At 63.7% G+C, this 23,481-nt stretch carries 20 protein-coding genes; 7 read left to right on the forward strand and 13 right to left on the reverse strand.

Annotated features, from left to right (window positions below; translation table 11 throughout):
• Positions 1–5: 5 nt before the first annotated feature.
• On the reverse strand, positions 6–761 hold the full coding sequence (locus tag FNV92_RS23735) for a hypothetical protein (protein WP_015687226.1): 756 nt from the start codon (positions 759–761) through the stop codon (positions 6–8).
• Positions 762–1,051: 290 nt separating this feature from the next.
• On the opposite strand from FNV92_RS23735, the gene FNV92_RS23740 reads away from it, so the two are divergent.
• The 3 genes from FNV92_RS23740 (at position 1,052) to FNV92_RS23750 (ending at position 5,529) form a co-directional block, all read left to right on the forward strand.
• Complete coding sequence (locus tag FNV92_RS23740) at positions 1,052–2,098, forward strand: ABC transporter substrate-binding protein (protein ID WP_143844322.1); 1,047 nt, start codon at positions 1,052–1,054, stop codon at positions 2,096–2,098.
• Positions 2,095–4,785: a hybrid sensor histidine kinase/response regulator gene (locus tag FNV92_RS23745; RefSeq protein ID WP_143844321.1), complete on the forward strand. Its 2,691-nt coding sequence runs from the start codon at positions 2,095–2,097 to the stop codon at positions 4,783–4,785. The genes FNV92_RS23740 and FNV92_RS23745 overlap by 4 nt, the downstream gene beginning before the upstream one ends.
• Positions 4,786–5,034: 249 nt before the next feature.
• On the forward strand, positions 5,035–5,529 hold the full coding sequence (locus FNV92_RS23750; RefSeq protein WP_186355531.1) for a septal ring lytic transglycosylase RlpA family protein: 495 nt from the start codon (positions 5,035–5,037) through the stop codon (positions 5,527–5,529).
• Between the two features lie 50 nt (positions 5,530–5,579).
• Here the strand turns inward: FNV92_RS23750 and FNV92_RS23755 are convergent, their stop codons facing one another.
• Complete coding sequence (locus FNV92_RS23755) at positions 5,580–6,503, reverse strand: LysR family transcriptional regulator (protein ID WP_168213590.1); 924 nt, start codon at positions 6,501–6,503, stop codon at positions 5,580–5,582.
• A gap of 132 nt (positions 6,504–6,635) precedes the next feature.
• On the opposite strand from FNV92_RS23755, the gene FNV92_RS23760 reads away from it, so the two are divergent.
• The 3 genes from FNV92_RS23760 to FNV92_RS23770 all read left to right on the forward strand — a co-directional run bounded on the left by FNV92_RS23760 (position 6,636) and on the right by FNV92_RS23770 (position 9,668).
• Positions 6,636–7,574 carry a ring-cleaving dioxygenase gene (locus FNV92_RS23760; protein WP_143844320.1) on the forward strand — a complete coding sequence of 313 codons (939 nt, stop codon included), beginning with the start codon at positions 6,636–6,638 and terminating at the stop codon, positions 7,572–7,574.
• Positions 7,571–8,197: an alpha/beta hydrolase gene (locus FNV92_RS23765; protein WP_143844319.1), complete on the forward strand. Its 627-nt coding sequence runs from the start codon at positions 7,571–7,573 to the stop codon at positions 8,195–8,197. Before FNV92_RS23760 ends, FNV92_RS23765 begins: the two co-directional genes overlap by 4 nt.
• A gap of 325 nt (positions 8,198–8,522) precedes the next feature.
• Positions 8,523–9,668, forward strand: a complete 1,146-nt coding sequence (locus tag FNV92_RS23770; RefSeq protein WP_143844318.1) for an acyltransferase family protein — start codon at positions 8,523–8,525, stop codon at positions 9,666–9,668.
• An 82-nt stretch (positions 9,669–9,750) separates the two neighbouring features.
• On the opposite strand, the gene FNV92_RS23775 is transcribed toward FNV92_RS23770, so the two are convergent.
• Together FNV92_RS23775 and FNV92_RS34650 are read right to left on the reverse strand one after the other, a co-directional pair.
• Entirely contained in the window at positions 9,751–10,137 is a 387-nt protein-coding gene (locus FNV92_RS23775) for a cupin domain-containing protein (RefSeq protein WP_143844317.1), read from the reverse strand.
• 272 nt (positions 10,138–10,409) lie between these two features.
• Complete coding sequence (locus tag FNV92_RS34650) at positions 10,410–10,832, reverse strand: GFA family protein (RefSeq protein ID WP_143844316.1); 423 nt, start codon at positions 10,830–10,832, stop codon at positions 10,410–10,412.
• A 265-nt stretch (positions 10,833–11,097) separates the two neighbouring features.
• Between FNV92_RS34650 and FNV92_RS23780 the strand changes: the two genes are divergently transcribed.
• Entirely contained in the window at positions 11,098–11,490 is a 393-nt protein-coding gene (locus FNV92_RS23780; protein ID WP_143844315.1) for a hypothetical protein, read from the forward strand.
• A gap of 83 nt (positions 11,491–11,573) precedes the next feature.
• Here the strand turns inward: FNV92_RS23780 and FNV92_RS23785 are convergent, their stop codons facing one another.
• The 9 genes from FNV92_RS23785 to FNV92_RS23830 form a co-directional block, all read right to left on the reverse strand.
• Positions 11,574–13,070: a DUF1254 domain-containing protein gene (locus FNV92_RS23785; protein ID WP_143844314.1), complete on the reverse strand. Its 1,497-nt coding sequence runs from the start codon at positions 13,068–13,070 to the stop codon at positions 11,574–11,576.
• 523 nt (positions 13,071–13,593) lie between these two features.
• Entirely contained in the window at positions 13,594–15,234 is a 1,641-nt protein-coding gene (locus FNV92_RS23795; RefSeq protein ID WP_143844313.1) for an amidase family protein, read from the reverse strand.
• Positions 15,235–15,494: 260 nt separating this feature from the next.
• Positions 15,495–16,991: an ABC transporter substrate-binding protein gene (locus tag FNV92_RS23800; protein WP_143844312.1), complete on the reverse strand. Its 1,497-nt coding sequence runs from the start codon at positions 16,989–16,991 to the stop codon at positions 15,495–15,497.
• A gap of 55 nt (positions 16,992–17,046) precedes the next feature.
• Positions 17,047–18,051, reverse strand: a complete 1,005-nt coding sequence (locus FNV92_RS23805) for an ABC transporter ATP-binding protein (protein WP_143844311.1) — start codon at positions 18,049–18,051, stop codon at positions 17,047–17,049.
• Positions 18,048–19,058 (reverse strand): ABC transporter ATP-binding protein, encoded by a 1,011-nt coding sequence (locus FNV92_RS23810; RefSeq protein ID WP_168213589.1) that lies wholly within the window; start codon positions 19,056–19,058, stop codon positions 18,048–18,050. Before FNV92_RS23810 ends, FNV92_RS23805 begins: the two co-directional genes overlap by 4 nt.
• Positions 19,059–19,060: 2 nt before the next feature.
• Positions 19,061–19,954, reverse strand: a complete 894-nt coding sequence (locus FNV92_RS23815) for an ABC transporter permease (RefSeq protein WP_041748426.1) — start codon at positions 19,952–19,954, stop codon at positions 19,061–19,063.
• Positions 19,951–20,901, reverse strand: coding sequence for an ABC transporter permease (locus FNV92_RS23820; RefSeq protein WP_143844309.1), 951 nt, complete (start codon positions 20,899–20,901; stop codon positions 19,951–19,953). Before FNV92_RS23820 ends, FNV92_RS23815 begins: the two co-directional genes overlap by 4 nt.
• Positions 20,902–20,985: 84 nt before the next feature.
• Positions 20,986–22,407 carry an amidase gene (locus FNV92_RS23825; protein WP_143844308.1) on the reverse strand — a complete coding sequence of 474 codons (1,422 nt, stop codon included), beginning with the start codon at positions 22,405–22,407 and terminating at the stop codon, positions 20,986–20,988.
• Between the two features lie 135 nt (positions 22,408–22,542).
• On the reverse strand, positions 22,543–23,478 hold the full coding sequence (locus tag FNV92_RS23830) for a carbohydrate kinase family protein (RefSeq protein ID WP_143844307.1): 936 nt from the start codon (positions 23,476–23,478) through the stop codon (positions 22,543–22,545).
• Positions 23,479–23,481: the final 3 nt, after the last annotated feature.

Raw genomic sequence — 23,481 nt, forward strand, 5'->3', positions numbered from 1 at the left:
GCCGGTCAGAACTGGCCGGGCGGCAGCTTGAAGATGTCGGGGCTCTTGGCATCGGCCACGTAGAACAGCAGCAGGCTGGTGGGCGTCAGCACACGCTGGTTGTTCTCCTTGTTCTCGAACGTGCCCTGCAGCAGCAGGATCACCGAGCGGTCCTTGGCATCGCTGCCGCGGAACATCACGATGCCGCCGGCGACCGGCATGTTGACCGCGATGGAGTCGGGCTTGAAGCCTTCGCCCATGAAATGGGCGCGCAGGATGTTGGCGTTGGAGAACAGTTTCTCCGGCGTCATCGCCGTGTCGGTCCCCTTCGACCAGACCGCGCCGACCTGGATCAGCGACTTGGATTTGTAGCCGAACACATATGAGAGCTCGGCGGTGCCGCCGTTCGGCAGCAGCTCCGGCACCGAGAGCAGCAGGCTGCGCGTCAGCTCGGACGCGTTGTCCTGGATCTTGATGGCGTCGGGCTTGGCGTTGAAGTCCTTCGTCATCGCCGCGCGCACGTCGGCCTCGTTCATGCCGAACTTGGCGGAGCGGAAGCCATCGATCGCCTTGGCCGCCTTGTCCTCGCCGGCGGGCGTCTCGGCCGCAGCCGTCGACGTCGCGCCGGCGGCTGGTGCGCCAGCTCCGGCAGGCGCAGCGCCGGCCGCAGCGGCTCTGGGTGCGGCCTTCTGCTTCGGCACCGCGCCTTGGGCCGCAAGCGGTCCGGCTGCAACGAAGGTGAGCAGGCCGACGAGGGCCGGAATGAGGTAGATCTTGCGCATCGTAAACCTTCGAAACAGCTTGAAACAACGGCTCAAAAATCAGCAGTCACGAAATCGGCTTCCCCGAACCGTCGTCGAAACCGAGACGGAAATGTTGCAATGCCGCAAGGCCTTACAAACATCACGGAGCAGACAGGGCTCGAAACAGCGACTCCCAAGGCGCGTAGGAATACGGTATCGAACCGCCCAATGCTGCGAATGAACATTCATACGCGTCGATTTTCATCAATTGTGGCCGTTAGCCTTTCGCGTTATGCACACGGCCGGAAATGAGTTTTGCGAAACATTTCATGATCAAGCGGCCTGCTCCTGCCCACACCGTGCCGGCGCCAGCCCGCCGCGATTTCCTTCGCCTCGCAGGTACAGCTACCGCGGGATTTTTCGCGCTCGGCGCAACATCGGATCGCATGCGAATCGTGGCGTCGCTGACCAGCCTGTCGCTCGATGACGAGCTGACCAGAAGGAACATGTCCGACGGCAACACGACCTCTCGCCTCGGCGGCCTCATCGCGGGGTTGAAGCAGCGCGGCTGGGTCGAAGGGGTCAACTACCGCTTCGAGATTCGCTCGACGTTCGGTGGACCGGACAAGCTGAAGTCCGCTGTGCAGGAGCTGATCGGCCTCAAGCCGGACGTCATCCTGACCGGCTCGACGATCGAAACCGCGGCCATGCTGGGCGCCACCAAGACGATTCCAATTGTTTTCGCGACCGCAAACGATCCCGTCGGCAACGGCTTCGTGGCAAGTCTCGCACGGCCCGGCGGCAACGTCACCGGCTTCACCAGCAGCACCGCCGAGATGGGCGGCAAATGGCTTCAGCTCATCAAGGAGGCCGTCCCCGACATCGCGCGCGTCGGCGTCCTCTACAATCCGGCGACCACACCGCGCGCCGGCCGTTTCTTCCTCGATTCCGTCGAGCAGGAGGCAGCGGCAGCCGGGGTCGGCGTAGTCCCCGCCCCGGTCAGCGCGCCCGCCGACATCGACGCCGCGATCGGCCGCTTTGCCGAGCCGCCGAAGGCCGCGATGATCTCGCTGGTCGACAGCTTCCTGGTGGTCAACCGGCAGGCGATCGTCGCGGCAGCCGCGAAGTACCGCGTTCCCATGATCTATCCGTTCCACTATTTCATGGATGCGGGCGGCCTGATGAGCTACGGCCCAACGCTCGAAGTGCGCTCGGCCGATTATGTCGACCTCATCCTGCGCGGCACCAAGGCCGGCGATCTGCCCGTGCAATCGCCACGAAAGTACGAACTGCTGATCAACCGCACGGTCGCCCGCGCGCTCGGATTGACCATCCCCTTCACATTGCTCGCGCGCGCCGACGAGATCCGCGAGTGAACGAAGCGGTCGACCAGGAGCAGCTGCGGACGCCTCCGGGCCGGCTGTTCCGAAAATATCTCTACTCGATCGTCGCACTTGCCTTTGCCGCCCTCGCCATCAACACCGGCTTCGACGTCTGGTTCTCCTACCGGGAGCAGAAGCAGCTACTCGCGGCGACCCAGCGCGAACAGGCCGCATCCGCGGCGATCCAGATCGGCCAGTTCATCGGCCAGATCGAGAACCAGATCCGATGGCTCTCGCGCCTGCCCGCGGAGCTGTCGACCAACGAGGACGATCGCCTCAACGCCATCCGCCTGCTGCGCCTCTCACCCGCGATCGCGGAGATTACCGAACTCGACGCGCAAGGCCGCGAGCAGGTGCGGGTGTCGCGCCGCGTCGCGGACCGGGTCGGCAGCAAGGTCGACCTCTCCAACTCGCCGGCTTTCCGCGGCGCCAACGAAAGCCGGGCCTATTACGGACCGGTCTACTTCTTCGGCGACACCGAGCCGTTCATGACGCTCGCCACGCGCGGGAGCGGCCCTGCGCCGAATGTGGTCGTCGCCGAGGTCAATCTGCGCTTCATCTGGGACCTCGTCGCGGGGATCAGGGTCGGCAACACCGGCAAGGCCTATGTGGTCGACCGCAAGGGCGTGCTGATCGCGCATCCCGATCTGTGGCCCGCGCTGCGCCGCTCCGATCTCTCCGGCCACGCCGACGTGCGCGCAGCACTCGACGGTGTGGGGCCGTCCTCGAACGGCCTTGTCAAGGAGGACCTGTCGGGCCAGCGCGTGCTGTCGACCTATGCGACGGTCCCCTCGCTTGGCTGGGTGGTGTTCGTCGAGCTGCCGCTCACGGAAGCCTATGCACCGATCTACGCATCGATCGGACGCTCGACGTTTCTCCTGGTCATCCTGCTCGCGATCGCGGTTCTGGTGTCTCTCTTCCTCAGCCGCCGCATGACCGTGCCGATCCAGATGCTGACGCAAGGAGCCAAACGGATCGGCAGCGGCGATCTCGGCCTGCGGCTCGCGATCAAGACCGGCGACGAGCTGGAGGCGCTCGGCGATCAGTTCAACCGGATGGCCGCGCATCTGCGCGACTCCTACGCGACGCTCGAGCGCAAGGTGATCGAGCGGACCTCCGAGCTCGAGAAGGCGCGCGACCACGCCCTTGCCGAGCATGATTCAGCCGAGCGTGCCCGCAGCGTCGCGGTTGCGGCCAACCAGACCAAGTCGCGTTTTCTTGCCGTCGTCAGCCACGAGTTGCGCACGCCGCTGAACGGCGTCATGGGCGTGCTGCAACTGCTCGACGACGGCAGCCTCGGCGACGCCCAGCGCCGCCATCTGGCGACCGCGGCTGCGTCCGGCGAAACGCTGATCGCGCTGGTCGACGCCATCCTGGAATATGCCCGCCTGGAGGCCAGCACGGAGACGCTGGAAACACGCGACTTCCGCCTCCACCAGCTGATCGAGACCGCCGTGGACCTGATGCGGCCGCAGGCCTTCGGCAAGGGCCTGACCTTCGACCTCGCCTTCGACGAAACGATCAACACATCCGTGCATGGCGATCCTGTCAGGCTCAACCGCATCCTGCTCAACATGATCGGCAACGCGATCAAGTTCACCCCGCGCGGCGGAATTGCCGTGAAGGCGACCGCCGAGCAGCGCGGCGATCACGCCCTGCTCCGGATCACCGTTCGCGATACCGGCATCGGCATCGCGCCCGACATGCACGAGCGCATCTTCGAGGATTTCGTCCAGGCCGACGACAGCATCGCGCGGCGGTTCGGTGGCACCGGCCTTGGCCTTGCGATCGCGCGGCGCCTCACGGGCCTGATGCGCGGCGAGTTGACGGTGGAGAGTACGCCGGGCGCGGGCAGCACCTTCACGCTTCAGGTGCCGCTCGGCCATGCCGCGAGCGGTATCGCGCAAGGCGCGCTTGCGCCGCCGTCGCGGCAGCTCCGCGTGCTGCTCGTCGACGACGATCCCGTCAATTGCGAGGTCGGCGAAGCGATCCTGAACCGGCTTGGACATCGCCCCACCATCGCACGCAACGGCGCCTCGGCCATAGCGCTCGCCCGCGCGCATCCGTTCGACGTCATCCTGATGGACCTGCACATGCCCGACATGGACGGCGTCGAGGCGGCCTCGCGGATCGGCAAGCTCGGCCTGCCGAAGACGCCGCGCATCATCGCCGTCACCGCCGACGTATCGCGCAGCGCCCGCGAGCGGCTCGCCGGCGCCGGCATTATCAGGATCGTCGGCAAGCCGATCCTGATCAATGCGCTGCGGGAAGCGCTCGAAGACACACCGGACGAGCCAGCCGCAGCACCGCTCGCCGCAGGCGCGTTGATCGACCGGCATTTCCTCGACGACCAGATGGAGCTATTGGGCGCAACACAGGTCGCGAAGCTGCACCAATTGCTGGTGGAGACGAGCAAACAGCTCGTCGAAGACATCGCGAATGCGGCAACGGCCGGCGATCACAAGCAGCTTGCGCGCTCCGCGCACCAGCTCGGCAGCGCCGCCAGCGCGCTCGGCCTCGTCCGCCTGTTCGAGCGCTGCCGCGAGGTCGAGGAGGCCGCGGCCTCGATGTCTCCACCAGAATGCGAGAGTGCCGCACGCGAACTCGCCGCGCTTCGCGATGCCTCGATGAGTGCGCTGGATGAATTGCTTCGGCCGGAAGAGCTGCGGTCGGTCAGCTAGAGAGGCTCACACGGCGTTGCCCGTTCCGTAAGAATACCCTTCCCCTGAAGTCATGCTGCTGACGCAATCTCTGTCTTAGTGAGTCAGAACGTAAACACAGCGTGAGGAACCACTCTGGTTCCCACACGGTTCCGCGGCCAAGGTTGGCTCGAATCCGCAAATTGATGGTCGCAAGTTCATGAACGCATCCGCGTTCGCTTGACCATGTTTGCGGTGTTGGAACCGGCAATCCAAAAAATCACAGGACTTATGATGCTGTCTCGCTCGAGCGCCGCAATTTGCGGCGCCCTGGTTGCGCTTGCCGTTTCTGTTACCGTTGCTCGAAGTGAACCGCGAGGAGTTCGCTCAAGTCCCGTCGTCGATGCCACCTCTGGAGATGCGATTGTCGGCGCAGCGTCCATGTACAATCCGTTCAAGCCCGGCAAGGAAGAAGGCGGCCCGAGCACAGCCTCCGGCGAGCGTTATGATCCCTCTGCCTGGACGGCCGCCATCAAGACGAACTTGCGTCGAAAATTTGGTGGGGTCCGGTTTGGAGCAAAGCCGAAATATGCGCTCGTGGAGGCCGACGGCAAAAAGGTCATCGTCAAGATCAATGACGTGGGCCCGCTAAGGCCGGGCCGCATCATCGACCTCAACGAGCGGACGATGCGCCATTTCGATCCAGGTTTGGAGCAGGGAGTCATTGATGACGTCCGGGTAAGCCCACTTGCAGGGGACAATTGGACCCCGGGCCCGGTGGGCTGAACATCGCGTGCGACAAGACAAAGATTGCACGTCGCGGACGCTCGATGAGTTCATGCCCGGCCTTTGCGCGTCTTCGCCCCCGCCTCCTCCTCCCGCCCAAACCGCTCCACCAGAAAATCGATGAACAGCCGCACCTTCACCGACAGATGCCGCGTCGGCGGATAGACCGCGTAGAGCGCGAGCGGCGGCGCGGAATAATCGTCCAGCACCGTGCGCAGCTCGCCTTTCTTCAAAGCATCGGCAGCGATGAAGTCCGGCAGCAGCGCGAGCCCCCTGCCCTTGATTGCGGCGTCGCGCAGCACCTCGGCGTTGTTGACGCAGAGAGACCAGGCCGGCTGGATCCAGTGATCGCCGTCGGCGCCGGACAGCTTCCACTGATTGCCGGTGAGCAGGAAGCCGTAGGTCAGCGACGCATGCTCGCGCAGATCCTGCGGATGTTTTGGCGTGCCGTGGCGCGCGAGATAATCCGGCGACGCGCAGATCATCCGCCCTACCGGCATGATTTTTCGCGCGATCAAACTGGAGGATTCCAATTCCGCGATCCGCAGCGTCACGTCAAAGCCGTCCTGGACGGGATCGAGCAGATCGTCGCTGAGCACGAGTTGGAGCTGAAGCTCCGGATACGCCGCCATGAAATCGGCGAGCACGGGACCGAGCCGCATGGTGCCGAACGACATCGGTGCGTTGACGCGAAGCAGCCCGCGCGGCGCCGACTGGGCCTGCGTCACCGCCTGGTCGGCGGCCTCGATCTCCGAGAGGATCACGACCGCGCGCTCGAAATAGCGCTGGCCGATCTCGGTCGGGCTGGCGTGCCGCGTGGTGCGGTTCAGGAGCTGGACGCCGAGGCTGCCCTCGAGGTCGGCGATGTATTTGCTGATCGCCGAGCGCGAGAGCCGCAGCTGGCGGCCGGCTTCGGCAAAGCTGCCGCTTTCGACCACCTTCACGAAGGCCCGGAGGCTGCCGACCTTATCCATGGGCGGTCCCCGGCGATTGTTTCCAAATCGTAGACATAGACGTCATATTTGCACGGATTGTCTCCAATCCAAACCGGAACGATATTTCTGCCCAGAGAGCGATACCGCTCGTACGAATTCTGGAGGACGACAATGTCTGGACTGCACCACGTCACCGCGATTGCCGGCGACCCCATCCGCAATTTCCGCTTTTACACCCGCGATCTCGGCCTGCGCTTCGTCAAGAAGACGGTCAATTTCGACGATCCCGGCACCTATCACTTCTATTACGGCGACGAGACCGGCCGCCCCGGCACCATCCTGACCTTCTTCCCCTGGGCCGGCGCACCCTCGGGGCGCCGCGGCGTCGGCGAGACCCATCAAACCGCCTTCCGCGTGCCGCAGCGTTCGCTGGGTTACTGGACCCAGCGCTTCACCGAGAAGGGCATCGCCTACGAGGCGCTGGAGAAGCGCTTCGGCGAATCCGTGCTGCCGTTCACCGACCCTGATGGCATGGCGCTCGCGCTGGTCGGCGTTCCCGGCGCCGAGAACGAGCCGGGCTGGAGCAATGGCGACGTGCCGGCCGAGCACGCGATCCGCGGCTTCCACGGCGTGACCCTGCTGCTCGACAGCGCGGCGAAGACGGCTGCCGTCCTCACCGACGTGTTCGGCTTCAAGGAGGTGGGCCGCGAAGGCTCCGTGATTCGCTTCAAGGCAGCGGGCGATGTCGAAGGCAGCGTCGTCGACATCTACGAGGCCAAGGGCTTCCTGCGCGGACATCAGGGCGGCGGCTCGGTGCACCACATCGCCTTCCGCGCCGTTGACGATGCCGAGCAGGGCAAGATGGCCACGAGGCTCGTGAGCAATCACGGCCTGCATCCGACCGAGCAGCGGGACCGCAACTACTTCCGCTCGATCTACTTCCGCGAGCCCGGCGGCGTGCTGTTCGAGATCGCGACCGACATCCCCGGCTTCGCCGTGGACGAGCCCGTCGCGACGCTGGGGCGAGACCTGAAGCTGCCAAGCTTCCTCGAGCAGCACCGCAAGCAGATCGAGGACGTGCTGCCGAGCCTGGAGGAGACCGTGGCATGACCGAGAGTGCATTCATCCATCGTTACGAGCCCGCGACCAGCGCGGGCTCTCCCCCGCTCCTGCTGCTGCACGGCACCGGCGGCGACGAGAACGACCTGCTGGGTCTCGGCAAGATGATCTCGCCCGGCTCGGCCCTGCTCTCCCCGCGCGGCCGCGTGCTCGAGCACGGCATGCCGCGCTTCTTCCGCCGCCTCGCGGAAGGCGTGTTCGACGAGGACGATGTGCGCCGGCGCGCGCTCGAGCTCGGCGACTTCGTCACGGAGGCACGGAAGCAGTACGGCATCGCCGCGCCTGTGGCCGTCGGTTTCTCCAACGGCGCCAACATCGCCGCCGCACTGCTGTTGCTGAATCCGGACGCACTCGCAGGCGCGATTCTGATGCGTGCGATGGTGCCGCTGTCGGATCCACCGAAGGCGGAGCTTGGTGGCAAGCCCATCCTGTTGCTGTCCGGCCAAGCCGATCCGATCGTGCCCGCGAGCAACTCGGCAAAACTTGCGGCGCTGTTGTCGGAAGCCGGCGCGCGTGTCGAGCACAAGGTGCTGCCATCAGGTCATCAATTGTCGCAAGCCGATGTGACGCTGGCCCGCAACTGGATCGGCAACGTCGACGCCAAGGCGGCATAACCCGAGAAGCGGCGCACCGCCGAGACCGCGGTGCGCCGCCTCCTGACCTCGCAAAGGTTCCCATAAGTCAACCGCGTGTTCCACATTCAAAACACACGCCCATATTGCGACTCTATTAAGAGTTGTTATGGCACATCAACTCCCGTGATGCAGGGAGTAGCCGCAAATGGCCACGAGGTTCTGTTCGAGTCCGTCACGAACGCCCCAAAGGAGGAGCGGGCTGACGGAGAAAGTCACCCCTCCTGCGTCGGCTCCGGTTGAACCGGCCATTGGTTCCAATGCTCCATCGCGCCTGACGCCGTCCCGCGCCTGATCGCGTGAACTGATGGGACTTTTGCGACTCCTCCTGGCACTGGCGGTTGTCGGCGACCACGTCTTGCCGCCATTTCCCTGGCTTCGTCTCACGACGGGAATCATGGCGGTCGAGGTCTTCTTTGTCATTTCCGGATTCTACATGCAGATGGTGCTGTCGCAGCGATACGCGTCCGCAGCAGCATTCTATCTTAGTCGCGCATTTCGAATCTTCCCGACATACTGGATCGTCGCTGCACTCGCTCTCGCGTTTTGGCCCGCGAACGGTTTCCGCGACATTGCCATCCTCGGTTGGCAACCGGCGATTCTGGTGTTCGCGTCCAACATCTTGATCGTTCTCCAGGACACCCTGCTGTTTCTCGGAGTGGATCACGGCGAGCTGTTCTTCACCGCGGATTTTCATTCCACCGCGCCTCAACTGTCCTCGTACCTGATCGTGCGCCCATCGTGGACGCTGGCGCTGGAGCTGTATTTTTACCTGTTGGCGCCCTTCCTGGCCCGGCTTCGATGCGTCTATCTGGGTGCGATGGCCCTCATGCTCACCGGAGCGAGGCTTGCAGCCTATGGCGCTGGACTGGATCACGATCCCTGGTTCTATCGCTTCTTTCCATTCGAGCTCCCGCTATTTGTGCTCGGAATGCTCAGCTTCCGGTTGCTCCGCCAGATCGAAGTGCTTCCGCTCCTGAAGTCCAAAGCCGTAGCGCTCGTCGCCATCGCCGGGCTGATCGTGCTCGGACAGCATTTTGTTTTGAATGTGCCCGAGCAGTACGGCTTCGTTGCAGCCGCACTTGCCGCGGCAGTCGCACCGGTTGCCTTCACGGCCTTCAAGGACGTCAGCATCGATCGATTTGTCGGGGATCTTTCCTACCCGATCTATCTCGTGCATTTCCCGATCATTCAGTTTCTGAGCAACGACTATGTCGTGGTGGTTGCAATCAGCCTGCTGGTGTCTTGCCTCCTCGTCGTCGGCCTTGACAGGCCGCTGGATCGACTTCGGCATCGCCTCGCCAACGGACATCGGAACAAGAGCCGGCCCGTGCCACCAATCCCGGCCGAAGCGGCGTTTGGATTGGCCAACACTGCAGAGAGCCAATCGGGATTGAGGCCTGACCTGAGACCACGAGCGGACGTCGATTCCGAGATCGCTAATGTCCGCTAAGGGGCCAGAAGGCGACATTCCCGCGGACTTGAGGGACGCCATTGGAAAGAGAAGTCGCAATGAGCGCTGGAGTTAGCTCATCCTACTTGGATGGTGGAGTATCGTAGAGCGGCTTGCCTTTATCGACGATGTGTACCGTCAAAAGCTTTACTGCCTTATCGCCAATGACCTTGAAAGCGCCGTGCGGAACATCTCGAACATTCACAGCGGCTATCCCCGTTGGAAATGGCACTTGCTTGCCGTCTGGTAACTCGATCGTGCCGCCTTCCAAAACGTAAAAGGACTCTTCGCCGTGGTGGATATGGAGCTTTGAGGTGTCGCCCGGCTTGATCTCGGAGATGCTGGTGATGACCTCCATATTTGTACCGGTCAAATCCGCTCGCTTTAATTCCTTTCGGAACGGCGAGTCTTGGGCGCTTGCTGCGAATGTGAAAAGTGACGCAAACAGAATTCCGAGTAAGAACTTCATCGGTATCCTCCCTACTTCACGAAATCTCCGGATCTGGTAGACGGCTGATTTAGCCAGAGGTGCAGCATTCCGCTCAAGGTTTATCGTTATTGCAATGCAATGCGGGTGGCTAATGCTCTGCCCCTTGAAGATCGGCTTCGGTCATGATCGCCCTTTGAAGCGCCGGCCGGCTGCTTCTGATCCAGCCCCATGAACTGACGATCCGGGACGCTGCCTAGACTTCACGTTCGGGGCAAAAGCGGACAGCAACCACGTGTAGTTGTCCTAAATACCTACTCGGCTTCCAGGGGTCGACTCTGATCGCGCAGCAGGAGCACTTCCTGAGGAAATCGAACCCATTCAAGCTTCGAATCGCACCAAGCTGCGACCTTTGGCTCAGGAAAAGTTGGATCAGCGAAACATCCAACCGGGATACCAATTAGGTCAGGCAAAAGCTCAGGAACTGTGCTCACCGTCGAGCCGCATTGGGGGCAAAAAACGCATTCGACCTTCCCGCCTGACGCCCCCTTGCGAGCATACGTGACGCTCTCGCCAGAGCGTCCCGTTATTTGGTTCTTGCTCCATCGGGACGTAAGAGCGAATGCGCTTCCCGAGCGTCTTTGACACCGGGTGCAGTTGCAAGCAGAAACTAGAGCGGGTTCGCCCTCGACGCTTAGACTTAGCTGTCCGCAATGGCAACTCGCTATGCGCGCCATGCCGCTGCCCTCCAACCTCTTTCAGAGCATTGCAATCTTAGATAGATTGAAGTTAAGACGTCAAGCAGCGCACAAAACGCTTAGCTGCGGGCCACAATCGGGGCCGATGAGTGAGCTTGGCAAAGTCGACAATGGACCAGAAGCCAACTATGTGCGGGGCGGTTAAGGCTTAGTACATCACAACTAAAACGTGCCAACCGGGAACGATAACCGTTCGCCCACGAGCACGCTGCTCCAGATTGGATTTGTACGCGAGGACGTTCGTATGAAGCTCTTGCCTGTCGTGTTCCTTGCTGGCCTGAGCGGGACGGCATTAGCTCAACAAGAGGCTGTTGAAGTCGGCAAAGCGATGACCGAGCAGCTCAAACCTTACAGGGATTGCCTCAAGGCGGAGGTCGCCAAAGCGACATCTAAGGAGCAAGCTCAACTTATCGTTCAGAAAGCGTGCGCAGACTTGCGCCTCAGCGTCAGACCCAAGCTCATAGAAACCGTCCGCCGGATACTAAATCCTGTCCCTCCCTCCTACAACGCCGACCAAGCCGCCGATGGTGCATTGAAGATGACGCAAGTAGGAGCCTATTACGACTTCACTGGCGAGGCTCGCGCCTTTCACCAAAGGCTAAGAGATCAAGCTGACGAACGCAAAACGCGTCCATAACAAGTCAGTTGCAACACCAAAGTCGGCTTCCAGGGCCAACAGCGGAGATGAAGAGGCGAGTCGAAGCTCGGACCTCCTTCTTGCTATATCGGCTCAATCTCGCCGGGACGCCAAGTTTTGTCGAACCACGGCTGGAGCGGGCCGTAGAGGCGCAGGAGCGTGTTCCATCCTTTGCCGGGGATGGTCTGCACCCAGTTGTTCTCCTTCCCAGCCGGCGCCTTGGGCCCGAAATAGATGTCCACTGACCCGTCGGCGTTCGGCAAGAGTTTCGGGTTCTGGCTGGTTGCGGCTGGCCAACGCTGGTCGGTCTGCAGCATGGAGCGGGTCTGATTGTCGTAGAGGATGACCGACCAAAATTGCTTGACCGGGATATTCGGTGGCAGGTGCAGCTTGTAGTTTTTTCCGCCGTCGAGCGGCTTGTTTTGGCTATCAACGAACGCGGCCATGTACTGCGATCCCTCGCCAACTGACTTCGAATCCATCGCCGGCGTCACACCGGTCGCGTAGAAGAAGAATGCCGAGTAGGCATCGAGGATACGCGCGCCGTTTTCCTCGAATTTGTAGCCGCCGAAGAAGCCCGTGCGCCACGCGCTGTTGGGATAATAGTAGCTTTCCTCGATCCGGAACCGGCCATTGATTGTACGCGCGGTGGCGTCACCTATTAAGGCGGCTTCGGTCAGAATTTTTTTCATCCGTGCGTCGGGCGCGAAGGACTTCCCCTTCTGGATGCCGATCGATGCGTAGAGCCCGAGTGTGACCGGGTCAACTGTATCGGTCGGCTCCTCCTGCACAACCTGATTCAGATACTCCCAAAAGGGATAATCTCCCGGCGCCAGCGTGCTGAATGCCTTACCGGAAACATGCACGAAATTGAGTTTCGGGGGATTGGCAGCATCTTTCAGGCGATAGATGCGCGTGTGCTTTTCGACCGCGTCGACGCCGGGCTTCGGATCGCCGTTGACCAAGAACGAGCGCCACGGAACCCAGACGCTGAACGTCGCCGGCTTCACGACAAAGTAGCCGGTCGGCACCTCGCCGTTGTAACCGGGCGGCAAGATCAGGTACTTGCCGCCCTGACCCTTGTCCGGGCCGACGAGTCCAACATCAGTAACAAAATTATACCACATGTCGTTGATGAGGCCGAGCACATTGGGTGGCACTTCGAGCACCAGAGGCCCGTCACGCAGGTCGAGCCAAAACCAAGTGTACGGCGTGTTGTTGTTCGGCGTGAGAAAAAGCGACTTCGAGTCCATCCTATCCTCGAAGATCGGCACCGTTAGATTGAATGGACCTAGCTCCGCCATTCCCTTTCGATTTGCCAATTGGTTCACTGGAGCTAAGGCCAACAGGTAAGCTTGGACGGCGTGTTGGAAGTCCAGATTGTCGTAGAGCTTTTCAACGGTCGCATCGTCGGGAAAGCCGTCGAAGAAGTTCAGTGTCCCAAGGCGGGTCTCTACCTTGTCCGAGATTGCAACGCCCGGCGGTATCGGCGTTTGCATTTTGTATTGCTGAGCGTTGAGCGGAATTGCCGAGAGCGCCACGAAAGACAGCGCAGAAATCACTGATGCCACCAATTTCATGATACGGCCCGCCTTGAAAGATGTTGAGTTTATAAGCAGCTCTGCGGAAATCCGATCTTGGGGGTTCGGGGGAGGCTACGAATCTCGCAAATTGACGGGTCAACGTCTGCCGGCGCGATTGACCGGACCGCCGCGGTTTACAGTGCCAGCACCCACCACCGCTTGTCGTGCAACGGGTCGCGGCCTCAGCACTACGCCCGGCCGTACGACGCAATTGGCTGGATAACCAACGTATGTGCAGTACACCACAGCGCTGGCTTTCTCGGTGCTCGCGGCTACGAACCCGGTTATCAGCAGCGTAGTCGCTATTGCGAATGAGAGCTTCACTTTCGCCTCCTTCGTTTAGAACAATTAATTCCAATAAAATCGACCTTGGCGTTGACCCAGATCAACAGGTCAAGCTCAATGTCCGAAGGGCAAGGCTGGGTGTCCGCTTTACCTGGGAAAGCAGACCTCCCGAGTTCATTGGTGCGTGCCCATGGGCACCTGCTCACCAACAAACACGCGACGCGAGCATTGACCTCTAAAGCGCGGACAATCCCGGCGGCGGGTTACGCATGTTCGCGGCCTGCTCATAGGCGTAGGCCAGACGCAGCAGCTTGTGCTCGCTCCAGGCGCGGCCCGCAAGGGTGATTCCGAGCGGATAGTCGGGCGTGTCCTTGTCGTCGGCTCCCGAGATGAAGCCGCCCGGCACCATGACGCTGGGATAACCCGCCTTCGCGGCGATCACGCAGCCGCTCGCGCCGGGAAACAGCACCGCGTCGAGCTTGTGCTGGTTCATGTAGGCGTCCATGCCGCGCGTCCTGGCGGAGAGCAGGTCCATGGCCCGAGCCGATTTGTACTCGCGCTCGCTGAGATCGCCTCTCGTCATCTCGGCGGCGAGAAACAGGTCCTGGCCGAAACGCAGCGCCTTGTCTGCATGCGCTTCGTTGAAGGCCACAATATCCGCCATGGTCTTCATGTCGGTATTGGTCGCCCAATCCTTGAGGTAAAGGTTGAGATCGCGCTTCAGCTCATAAAGGAAGACGATCGGCGGCGTCGCCAGATTGCCCCTGTTGCGGCTCAGCGGATTGCGGTTGAGCACGTTCATTGTCGTCCCCGGCCCGCCGATCCAGCCCGGTGTCGGCATGTTGGCACGCACGGTGATTGCGCCGAGATCCTCCAGCACCTTGATCGCATCGGCCATCACCTTGGCCGCTCGAGGCGGCAGCTTGCCGTAATAGCGGTCGTTGAGCGGATCGTTGGCGTCGCTCGGCACGCCGATGCGCGCGCCCTTCATCGCGTCGTTCGAGAGATCGGCGGTGTAATCGGCCGGCCGCCGCTGCCGCTCGGTCGCGGCATCGAGCGGGTCCTTCGCCGCCAGCACGTTGAGCAGCATCGCCGCGTCGCGCACGGTGCGCGTCATCGGCCCGGCGGTGTCCTGGCTGTGCGAGATCGGCACGATGCCGGCGCAGCTGACCAGCCCGACGGTCGGCTTCACGGTGACGAGGCCGTTCATGCTGGCGGGATACAGCAGCGAGCCCGAGGTCTCGGTGCCGATCGAGGCCGCGCACAGGCCGGCCGCCACGGCGGCCGCCGAGCCCGCGCTCGAACCGCCCGGCAGCACGACCGGAATGCCGCGATCGTCCATCAAATCCGGTGCGTAGGGATTCTTCACCTGCCCACCCAGCGAGGAGTAGCCCGCGGGCATGTCGGCCGCGAGGATATTGGCGAACTCGGTCAGGTTTGCCTTGCCCAGGATCACCGCGCCGGCCTTGCGCAGCAGTTTGACGACGGTGGCGTCTCGCTTGGCGCGCGCCCCCTCCAGCGCCAGCGAGCCCGCCGTGGTCGGCTGCTTGTCGGAGGTCGCGATGTTGTCCTTCACCAGGATCGGGATGCCGGCCAACGGCCGCCTGGCCGACGGCTTTGTCGCGTCGAGCTTGTCCGCAATCGACAGCGCATCCGGATTGAGCGCGCGCACGGCGTTGAGCGCGGGCCCGCCGCGATCATAGGCTGTGATGCGCGCGAGGTAAGCCTTGGTCAGCGCCGTGGCAGTCACTTGCCCGCTGGTCAGCGCCTGAGCGATCTCGCTCATGGATGCATTGTCGAGCTGCAGCTTGGCCGGCGCCCCGGCGCTGGCAACAGTCGCGGCGACGCGAGCCTCGCGACGGGATGGCTTCTTCATGGCGTGCCTCGCCTGACGGCGCGTCCGAACCATGACGCCGCGATGATGCTATATTGCCAGTGTTTTGCCCGACGGGTCAACGACAGCGCCGACTCGCGCAAGCCGCCGAGCGGATCGCGCAAGCCATTGAAATCACTAACCCCGTCTACTGTGCATGGGGTTGTTTTCGTGTTTCTGTTCTGGACCCTAAAAAAAATGGCCTCGCTCCGATGGAGAGAGGCCATTGTCGAAGCGACACGGTCAACTGGATCGAGCGGCTCCTACTCCCAGGACCAGGTCGAAAAGTCGTTCTCGTATTGCGGGACGTCCTTCCAGACGCCCTTCAGCTTCTTGTTGGTGATGGTGATCAGCTGCGGCTGGTAGAGGAAGCCGGCGACCGCGTCGGTGGCCAGCATGCGCTGGGCATCACCGAGCAGCTTGGCGCGGCCGGCCTCGTCGGGCGTCGCCACGATCTGCTTGTAGAGCGCGTTGAAGGCCTCGTTGTTGTAGCCGAGGTAGTAGTCCGGCTCGGTGATCTTGACGAGGTCGATCGGCTCGACATGGCTGACGATGGTGAGGTCGAAATTGTGCGGGCCGTTGCCGGCAAACACCTGCGACAGCCACTGCGCCCATTCGACGTTCTCGATCTTGGCGATGATGCCGACCTTGGCGAGCTGCGCCGCCAGGATCTCGCCGCCCTGCCGCGCATAGGACGGCGGCGGCAGCTTGAGCGACAGTTCGAGCGGCGTGGTGACGCCGGCCTCGCTGAGCAGCTTCTTGGCCTTCTCGGGGTCGTAGGGGTTGATGCCGGTGGTGTCGACATAGCCGAGCGCGCCGGGCACGTAGAAGCTGCCGATCGGCGTGCCGAAACCATCGGCAGCGCCGTCGATCATCGCCTTGCGGTCGATCGCGGCGAGGATGGCGCGGCGCACGCGGACGTCGTCGAGCGGCTTCTTGCGCTCGTTGATGCCGACGATGGTCTTGGCGCGGGAGCCGCCGACCATGACGTTGAAGCGCGGATCGGCCTTGAACTGGCCGATGGCGCGCGCCGCCGCAACGCGCGGGAACGCGTCGACGTCGCCCGAGAGCAGCGCCGCAGTCTGCGCCGCGGGATCCGAGATGAAGCGGATCGTCACCTTCGACAGCTTGATTGCGGCGGCGTTGCGATAGTCGGCCCATTTGTTCAGCGTGATCGAGGAGCCCTTGGCCCACGCGCCCAGTTGATAGGGCCCGGTGCCGACCGGCTGCGTGCCGTTGGTGGCCGCGCTCTTCGGCTCGACGATCGAGCCGCTCGCCTGTCCGAGCAGGAACGGCAGGTTCGGCTCGGAATATTTCACCGAGATCACGACCGTATCGGCGTCGGGCGCGTCGACCTTCTCGAACGCCTGGAACAGGCTCTTGTCCTTGTTGGTGCTGGAGGCAATCGCGTTGCGCTCGAACGAGAACTTCACGGCAGCGGAATCGAATGCCTCGCCGTTCTGGAATTTGACGCCCTTGCGCAGCTTGAACGTATAGGTCTTCAGGTCGGGCGATGCGGTCCAGCTCTCCGCCAGCAGCGGCGAGACCGAGCCGTCCTCGTTGATCTTGGTCAGCGTCTCATAGATGTTGTAGAGCGTGACTTCGGCGATCGCAGCCGCGGCCGCAATGGTGGGGTCGAGCCCCGGCGGCTCCAGCGCCATCGCCATGACGACGCTGTCCTTCTTGCTCTGAGCCAGCACCGGCAGCGGTGCCACGGCCAGCGCGGCGGCGAATGCGACGATCGATAGTTTCCTGAACATCTCGTAACTCCCCGGCCTTCTCTGCTTCCCAGCCTACGCCAATTCCATGGGGATACTAACCTTCCATGGCGACTTGCGGCAACGCCATCACCGCCTCCGCCTTGTGGCAGGCGGCGAGATGGCCCTCGCCGACCTTGCGTAGCAAGGGCGGAACCTCGCGGCAATGCCGGTCGGCGAGCGTACAGCGCGCGACATAAGGACACCCGCTCGTCACGGCCGATTGCGAGGCGATCGCCTGGGCCCCGCGCCGCCGCCTTCCCCCGCCGGCGCGCGCGCGCGGCACGGCGTCCAATAGCGCCCGCGTATAGGGATGGGCGCAGCGCTCGAACAGGTCCTCCGGCCGTCCCTGCTCGACGATCCGGCCGAGATACATCACAGCGACCTCGTCGCAGAGATAGTCGACCACGGCGAGGTCGTGACTGATCAGGATATAGCTCAGGCCGAACTGCTCCTGCAGGTCCTGCATCAAGTTCAGCACCTGCGCCTGCACCGAGACGTCGAGCGCGGACACCGGCTCGTCGGCGACGATCAGCTTAGGCTGCGTGATCAGCGCACGCGCGATCGCGATGCGCTGGCGCTGGCCGCCGGAGAATTCGTGCGGATATTTGTCCATGTCCGCCTCGCGCAGGCCGACCTGCTTCAGCACCGCGGCGACGCGGGCGCCGAAGGTGGCGCGGTCGGCGCCATCAAGCACGGTCAAGGGCTCTGCGACGATACGCGCGATGGTCTGGCGTGGGTCGAGCGAGCCGTAGGGGTCCTGGAACACCATCTGAAAATTGCGGCGGGCGCGGCGCAGCTCGTCGGCCGAGATGCGGTGGAGATCGCGCCCGAGCAGCGCAACCTGCCCCGACGTCGGTCGCTCCAGCGCCATCACCACCCGCGCAAAGGTCGACTTGCCCGAACCGGACTCGCCGACGATGCCGAGGCTCTTGCCCGCCGCGACCTGTACGCTGACGCCGTTGAGTGCGCGTACCTGCCCTGGCGGACGAAACAGACTTTCGCGCGGCAGCGTGTAGCGTTGCTCGAGATCTTTCACGTCGAGAAGCGGAGCCGCCGTCATGCGGGCGCCCCGACATTCGCGGCCAACGAAACATCGGTGCGCACGCAGCGCACGCCGTGCCCGGGTCCGACTTCGACCACCGGCGGCAGCGCCGCCCGGCATTGATCAATCACAAGCGGACATCGTTCGGAGAAAGTGCAGCCGGCCGGCAAATCGGCAAGCTCCGGCACCGTTCCCGAGATGGTGGTCAGCCGCGTCCCCTTGCGCGCGCCGAGCTTCGGCCGAGCGCGGAACAGGCCTTGCGTATAGGGATGACCCATGCGGCGGAACACTTCGTCGGTCGGACCGCTCTCGACCACCGTGCCGCCATACATCACCATCATGCGCTGCACGTTCTCGGCGATAACGCCGAGATCGTGCGAGATCAGGATCATCGACATGCCGCGCTCCTCGACGAGATCGGCGATGAGATCGAGGATCTGGCCCTGGATGGTGACGTCGAGCGCCGTGGTCGGCTCGTCCGCGATCAGAAGGTCCGGCTCGCAGGCGAGTGCCATGGCGATGGTGACGCGCTGGCGCTGGCCGCCGGAAAACTGGTGCGGATAGGCATCGATCCGCCTGGCCGGATCGGGCAGTCCGACGCGGTCAAGCAAGGCGATCGCCTCCCGCCGCGCCTGCGATGCCGAATATTTCTTGTGACGCCGCAGCGGCTCGGCGACCTGATGGCCGATCGTGTGCATCGGATTGAGCGCCGTCATCGGCTCCTGGAAGATCATGCTGATGCGATTGCCGCGCAGCTTGCAATAATCCGCATCGGGCAAACCGGCGAGCTCGCCGCCGTCCAGCTTGATGCTGCCGGTGACGACCGCGCTGTCAGGCAACAACCCCATCAGCGACAGCGCCGTGACCGACTTGCCGCAACCGGATTCGCCGACGAGACCGAGCGTCTCGCCGCGCTTCAGCGCAAAGCTGACGCCGCGCACGGCCTGGGCCGGCCCGCGGCTGGTGTTGAGGCGCACGCCGAGATTGTCGACAGCGATCAGCGGTGTGGTGGCGCGCTCGCCCATCGTCACCGCTCCCGCGCCAGCCTGGGATCAAGCAGATCGCGCAGGCCATCGCCGAGCAGATTGAGGCCGAGCACCGCGATGGCGATGGCCGCACCCGGATAGACCGCGAGCATCGGCGACTGGAACAGCAGCGTTTGCGCGTCGTTCAGCATCCGGCCCCAGGACGGTTGCGGCGGCTGCGTACCGAGGCCGAGGTAAGACAGCGCGGCTTCGGCCAGGATGGCGAGCGCGAACTGGATGGTAGCCTGCACGATCAGGATCGACAGAATGTTGGGTAGCACATGCTCGATGGTGATGCGGAACTTGCCCTTTCCCGAGGCGCGCGCAGCCAGCACGAACTCGCGTGCCCAGATCGCATTGGCCGAGCCGCGCGTCAGCCGGGTCAGCGTCGGGATCTGGAAAATGCCGATCGCGACGATCGAGGTTACCATCCCCGGACCCACGACCGCGGCGAGCATGATGGCAGAGAGCACGGCCGGAAACGCGAAGGCAAAATCGGAGAACCGCATGATGATCTCTTCGGTCCAGCCGCGCCTCGCCGACGCGATCAGGCCGAGGCAGACGCCGAAGGTGAGACCGATGCTCACGGCGATGACTCCGACCAGGATGGTCGAGCGCGCACCCGCGAGCAGCAGCGAGACGATGTCGCGACCGAAGGAATCGGTGCCGAGCCAGTGCGCTGCCGACGGCGGCCGCAGTTTCGAGGCGATGTCGATCTCGTAGGGCGACCACGGCGTCCACACCAGCGACAGCAGCGCCGAGGCAAGCACGATGAGGCTGAGCGCACCGCCCAGCACAAAGCTGCGATGGCGCAGCGCGCGGGCCCAGAAGGTCCGGGCCGGCAACCGGCGCGCCACGACCGGCGCATCAACCGAACTGGTCAGGGGCGCGCTCACAAATCGTAGACCTTGATGCGGGGATCGATGAATGCATAGAGCACGTCGACCACGAAATTGACGATGACCACCATGGCGGCCAGCAACATCACGCAGTTGCGCACCACGATGAGGTCGCGATTGGCGATCGACTGGAAGATCAGGCGGCCGAGCCCCGGCAGGTAGAACACGTTCTCGATCACGATGGTGCCGGCCAGCAGATTGGCGAATTGCAGCCCCATCACCGTCATCACGGGGATCATGGCGTTGCGCAGCACGTGGCTCCACAACACCTCGCGCTTGCCGAGCCCTTTCGCGCGCGCGGTGCGAACGAAATCCTCGCGCAGCACTTCCAGCACCGCCGAGCGCGTGACGCGCGCGAGGATCGCAGCCTGCACCACCGCGAGCGAGACCGCCGGCAACAGCAGCGATTTGATCCCCGGCCAGATGCCGTCCTCCCAGCCGGGAAAACCGCCCGCGGACAGCCATTGCAGCCGCACCGAGAACAGCAGCACCAGGAGAATCGCGAACCAGAAGTTAGGCAGCGCGATGCCGATTTGCGTCAGCGACATCACGCCGACGTCGCCCAGCTTGTTGTGGTTGGCGGCGGTGTAGATGCCGGCCGACAGCGCCAGCGTCACCGTGATCAGCATGGACATGATCGCGAGCGGAATGGTCAGCACCAGCCGTTCCGCGATCAGGCTCCCGACCGGCGTGCCATAGACATAGCTGTTGCCGAGATCGCCGATCAGCAGTCCCTTGATCCATTGCAGATAGCGAACCGCCAGCGGCTGATCGAGCCCGAGCTTGACCGTGAGCGCACGGACCGCATCCGCCGACGCGTCGGCGCCCATCAGCATCTGCGCGGCATTGCCCGGAAGCGCGTCCAGCACCAGGAAAATGATCACGGATGCGCCGACCAGCGTCGCCAGCAAGGTCAGGACACGTCGGAGGACAAAGACGCTCATGCGCGATCGGGTTCAGGGCTCATCCGCGGCACGATCAACATGTCCGGACGCCCAAGGCAAGCCCTTTGCAGCACGCGCATCCGTTCAGCCGGGCCGGCGGGACAGAAGATCGTGCGAAGCCTCGAACAGTGCGCTGGCGTGCAGCAATTCCGCGTCGGCACGGAAGCGTCCGACGAGCTGAAGTCCGATCGGCAGGCCGTCGCTGCCGAAGCCGCAGGGCAGACTGATCGCGGGGTGCCCGGTCATGTTGAACGGCATGGTCCAGGGGAACCAGTGCGGCCGGACGCTGTCGAAATGCGCCCCGTCGATCTCGATGGTGCCGAACAGGTCCTGGTCGATCGGCAGCGCAGTGCGGGTGATGGTCGGCATCGCCAGAAGATGCCCACGCGCAAGCAGGGATTGCACGCGGCGGAACAGCGCGGTGCGCGCGAACATCGCCTCCTGATAAGCAACGCCGCTGACATTGGTCGCGAGCGCAACCTGCTTGACGAAGGCTTCGCTGAGGACGTCGCCATGCTCGGCGACCAGTTTGGCGAAGCGCGTGCGCCAGACGGTGTGATTGATCGCGCGCCAGATCGGCTCGACGTCGAACCCCTCGCCGGAAAATTCCTCGAGCTCGGCACCGAGGCTTGCCAGCCGATCGAGGCTCGCCTTGAAGCTGGCTGCGACATCGGCGGACACCGGCCGTCCGGGCGGCGAGGCGCAGAACAGGATCTTTTGCCCCCGCAGATCGCCGCGCGGGGCGGCGGTGACGATGAAGTCGGGCACGGGGACCCCGATCGACCAGGGGTCGCAGGAGTCCTCGCCGGCCATGGCCTGCATCATCAGGGCGGTGTCGGCGACATCACGCGTCATCGGCGTGACATAGGTCTGGTTGCCGAACGCATCGAGCGCCTGGCTGTGAGCGATCACGCCGTTGCTCTGCTTCAGCCCGACCACCCCGTTGCAGGCGGCTGGAATGCGGGTCGAGCCGCCGCCGTCGGTCGCGACCGCCAGCGGTGCGATGCCGCTTGCAACGGCCACCGCCGCACCGCCGCTAGAGCCGCCGGAAGAGCGCCGTGCATCCCACGCATTGCGGGTGCGGCCAAACAGCGGCGAGTCGGTCAGGCACTTGCTGCCGAACTCAGGCGTCGTGGTCTTGCCGATCAGGATCGCGCCTGCCGCGCGCAGCTTGGCGACCGCGACGGCGTCCTCGGTCGGCACATTGTCCCTGTAAGGAACGGCGCCGAAAGTGGTCTTCACGCCGCGTGTGTTGACGATGTCCTTCACCGTGACGGGAATGCCGTGCAACAGGCCCAGCGGCTCTCCCGCCATTACCTTGCGCTCGGCGGCGCGCGCCTCCTCCATCGCCTCCTCGCCGCAGAGCGTGATGAAACAGTTCAGCTCGAGCTGGAGCGCCTCGGCGCGTGCGAGCACGGCCCGCGTGACTTCGACCGGGGAGATCTTCTTGCCGTGGATCCGTTCGCGCAGCTCGACGGCGGAGAGGAAACAGAGATCGTTGCTCATGGATGGACAGGCTCGCGTCAGGACGCGCGGACCTTGCCAGCGCGCACCTCACCTGTCCATTTCGGCTGGCGCATGGCCGCAGTCCGCCGGGACATCTCGGAGGATACCTGTCTCGGAGGATGTCTGGACCCGCTGCTACCAGCTCCAGCTGACCTCGTGGCTCCAGGGCGGATCGGCCCCCGGACGGGTGCAGGTGATGCCGGCGCAATTGACGGCAAAAGTCAGCGCGCGGAGGAGTTCGTCGGCGCCGATGTCCTTCAGCTGCTGCCGGGCGAGCCGCCCCTGCTTTTTCAGGGCAAACACCAAAGCCGCCTGAAAACTGTCGCCGGCGCCGATGGTATCGGCGACCGCGACCTTCGGCGCGGGGACTTCGACCTGCCCTGCCTTGGCGTGCCACGCGATCGCACCGTCGCTGCCGCGGGTGATGACGACCAGGCTGGTGCCCTGCCCGAGCAGCGTGCTGGCACGTTGCTCGTAAGGCTCGGCTCCAAAGAGATAGGCGAAGTCGACGTCCGACATCTTGACGAGATCGGCGCCCTCGGCGAACTCGGTCATGCGCGCGAGATAAGCCGGCTTGCCCTTGACCAGATTGGGGCGGCAATTCGGATCGAAGCAGATCGTCGATGATGCCCGCGCGTCCGCGATCAGCGCCTTCGTCTCAGCGGCGCCTTGATCGTTGACCAGCGTGGTCGAACCGACGTGCAGGGCTTCGACCTCTGCAAATGGAATCGACCCTCGCTGGTACGCCCAGCTCCGTGTCGCGGTCCCCTCATCGTAGAACGCGTAGCTCGACTCGCCCGCGGCGATGCGCACGAAAGCCAGCGTGGTCTGGCGGTCGCTGCGGACGGCGAGACCGAGCTCCACGTTGGAGGCTGCGGCGTGGTCTGCGATCATCCGCCCGAACAGGTCGGTCGAGATGCCGCCGACGAAGCCGGTGGGCGCGCCCAGCCGCGCCATACCGATCGCGACGTTGAGGCAGGAGCCGCCGACAGCGGGCATCAACGCCTCGCGGCCATCCGCGTTCCGCGTCGGCACGAAATCGATCAGCGCATCGCCGCAGGCAATCAGCATCCG

Source organism: Bradyrhizobium cosmicum (genome assembly GCF_007290395.2).
GTDB lineage: Bacteria > Pseudomonadota > Alphaproteobacteria > Rhizobiales > Xanthobacteraceae > Bradyrhizobium > Bradyrhizobium cosmicum.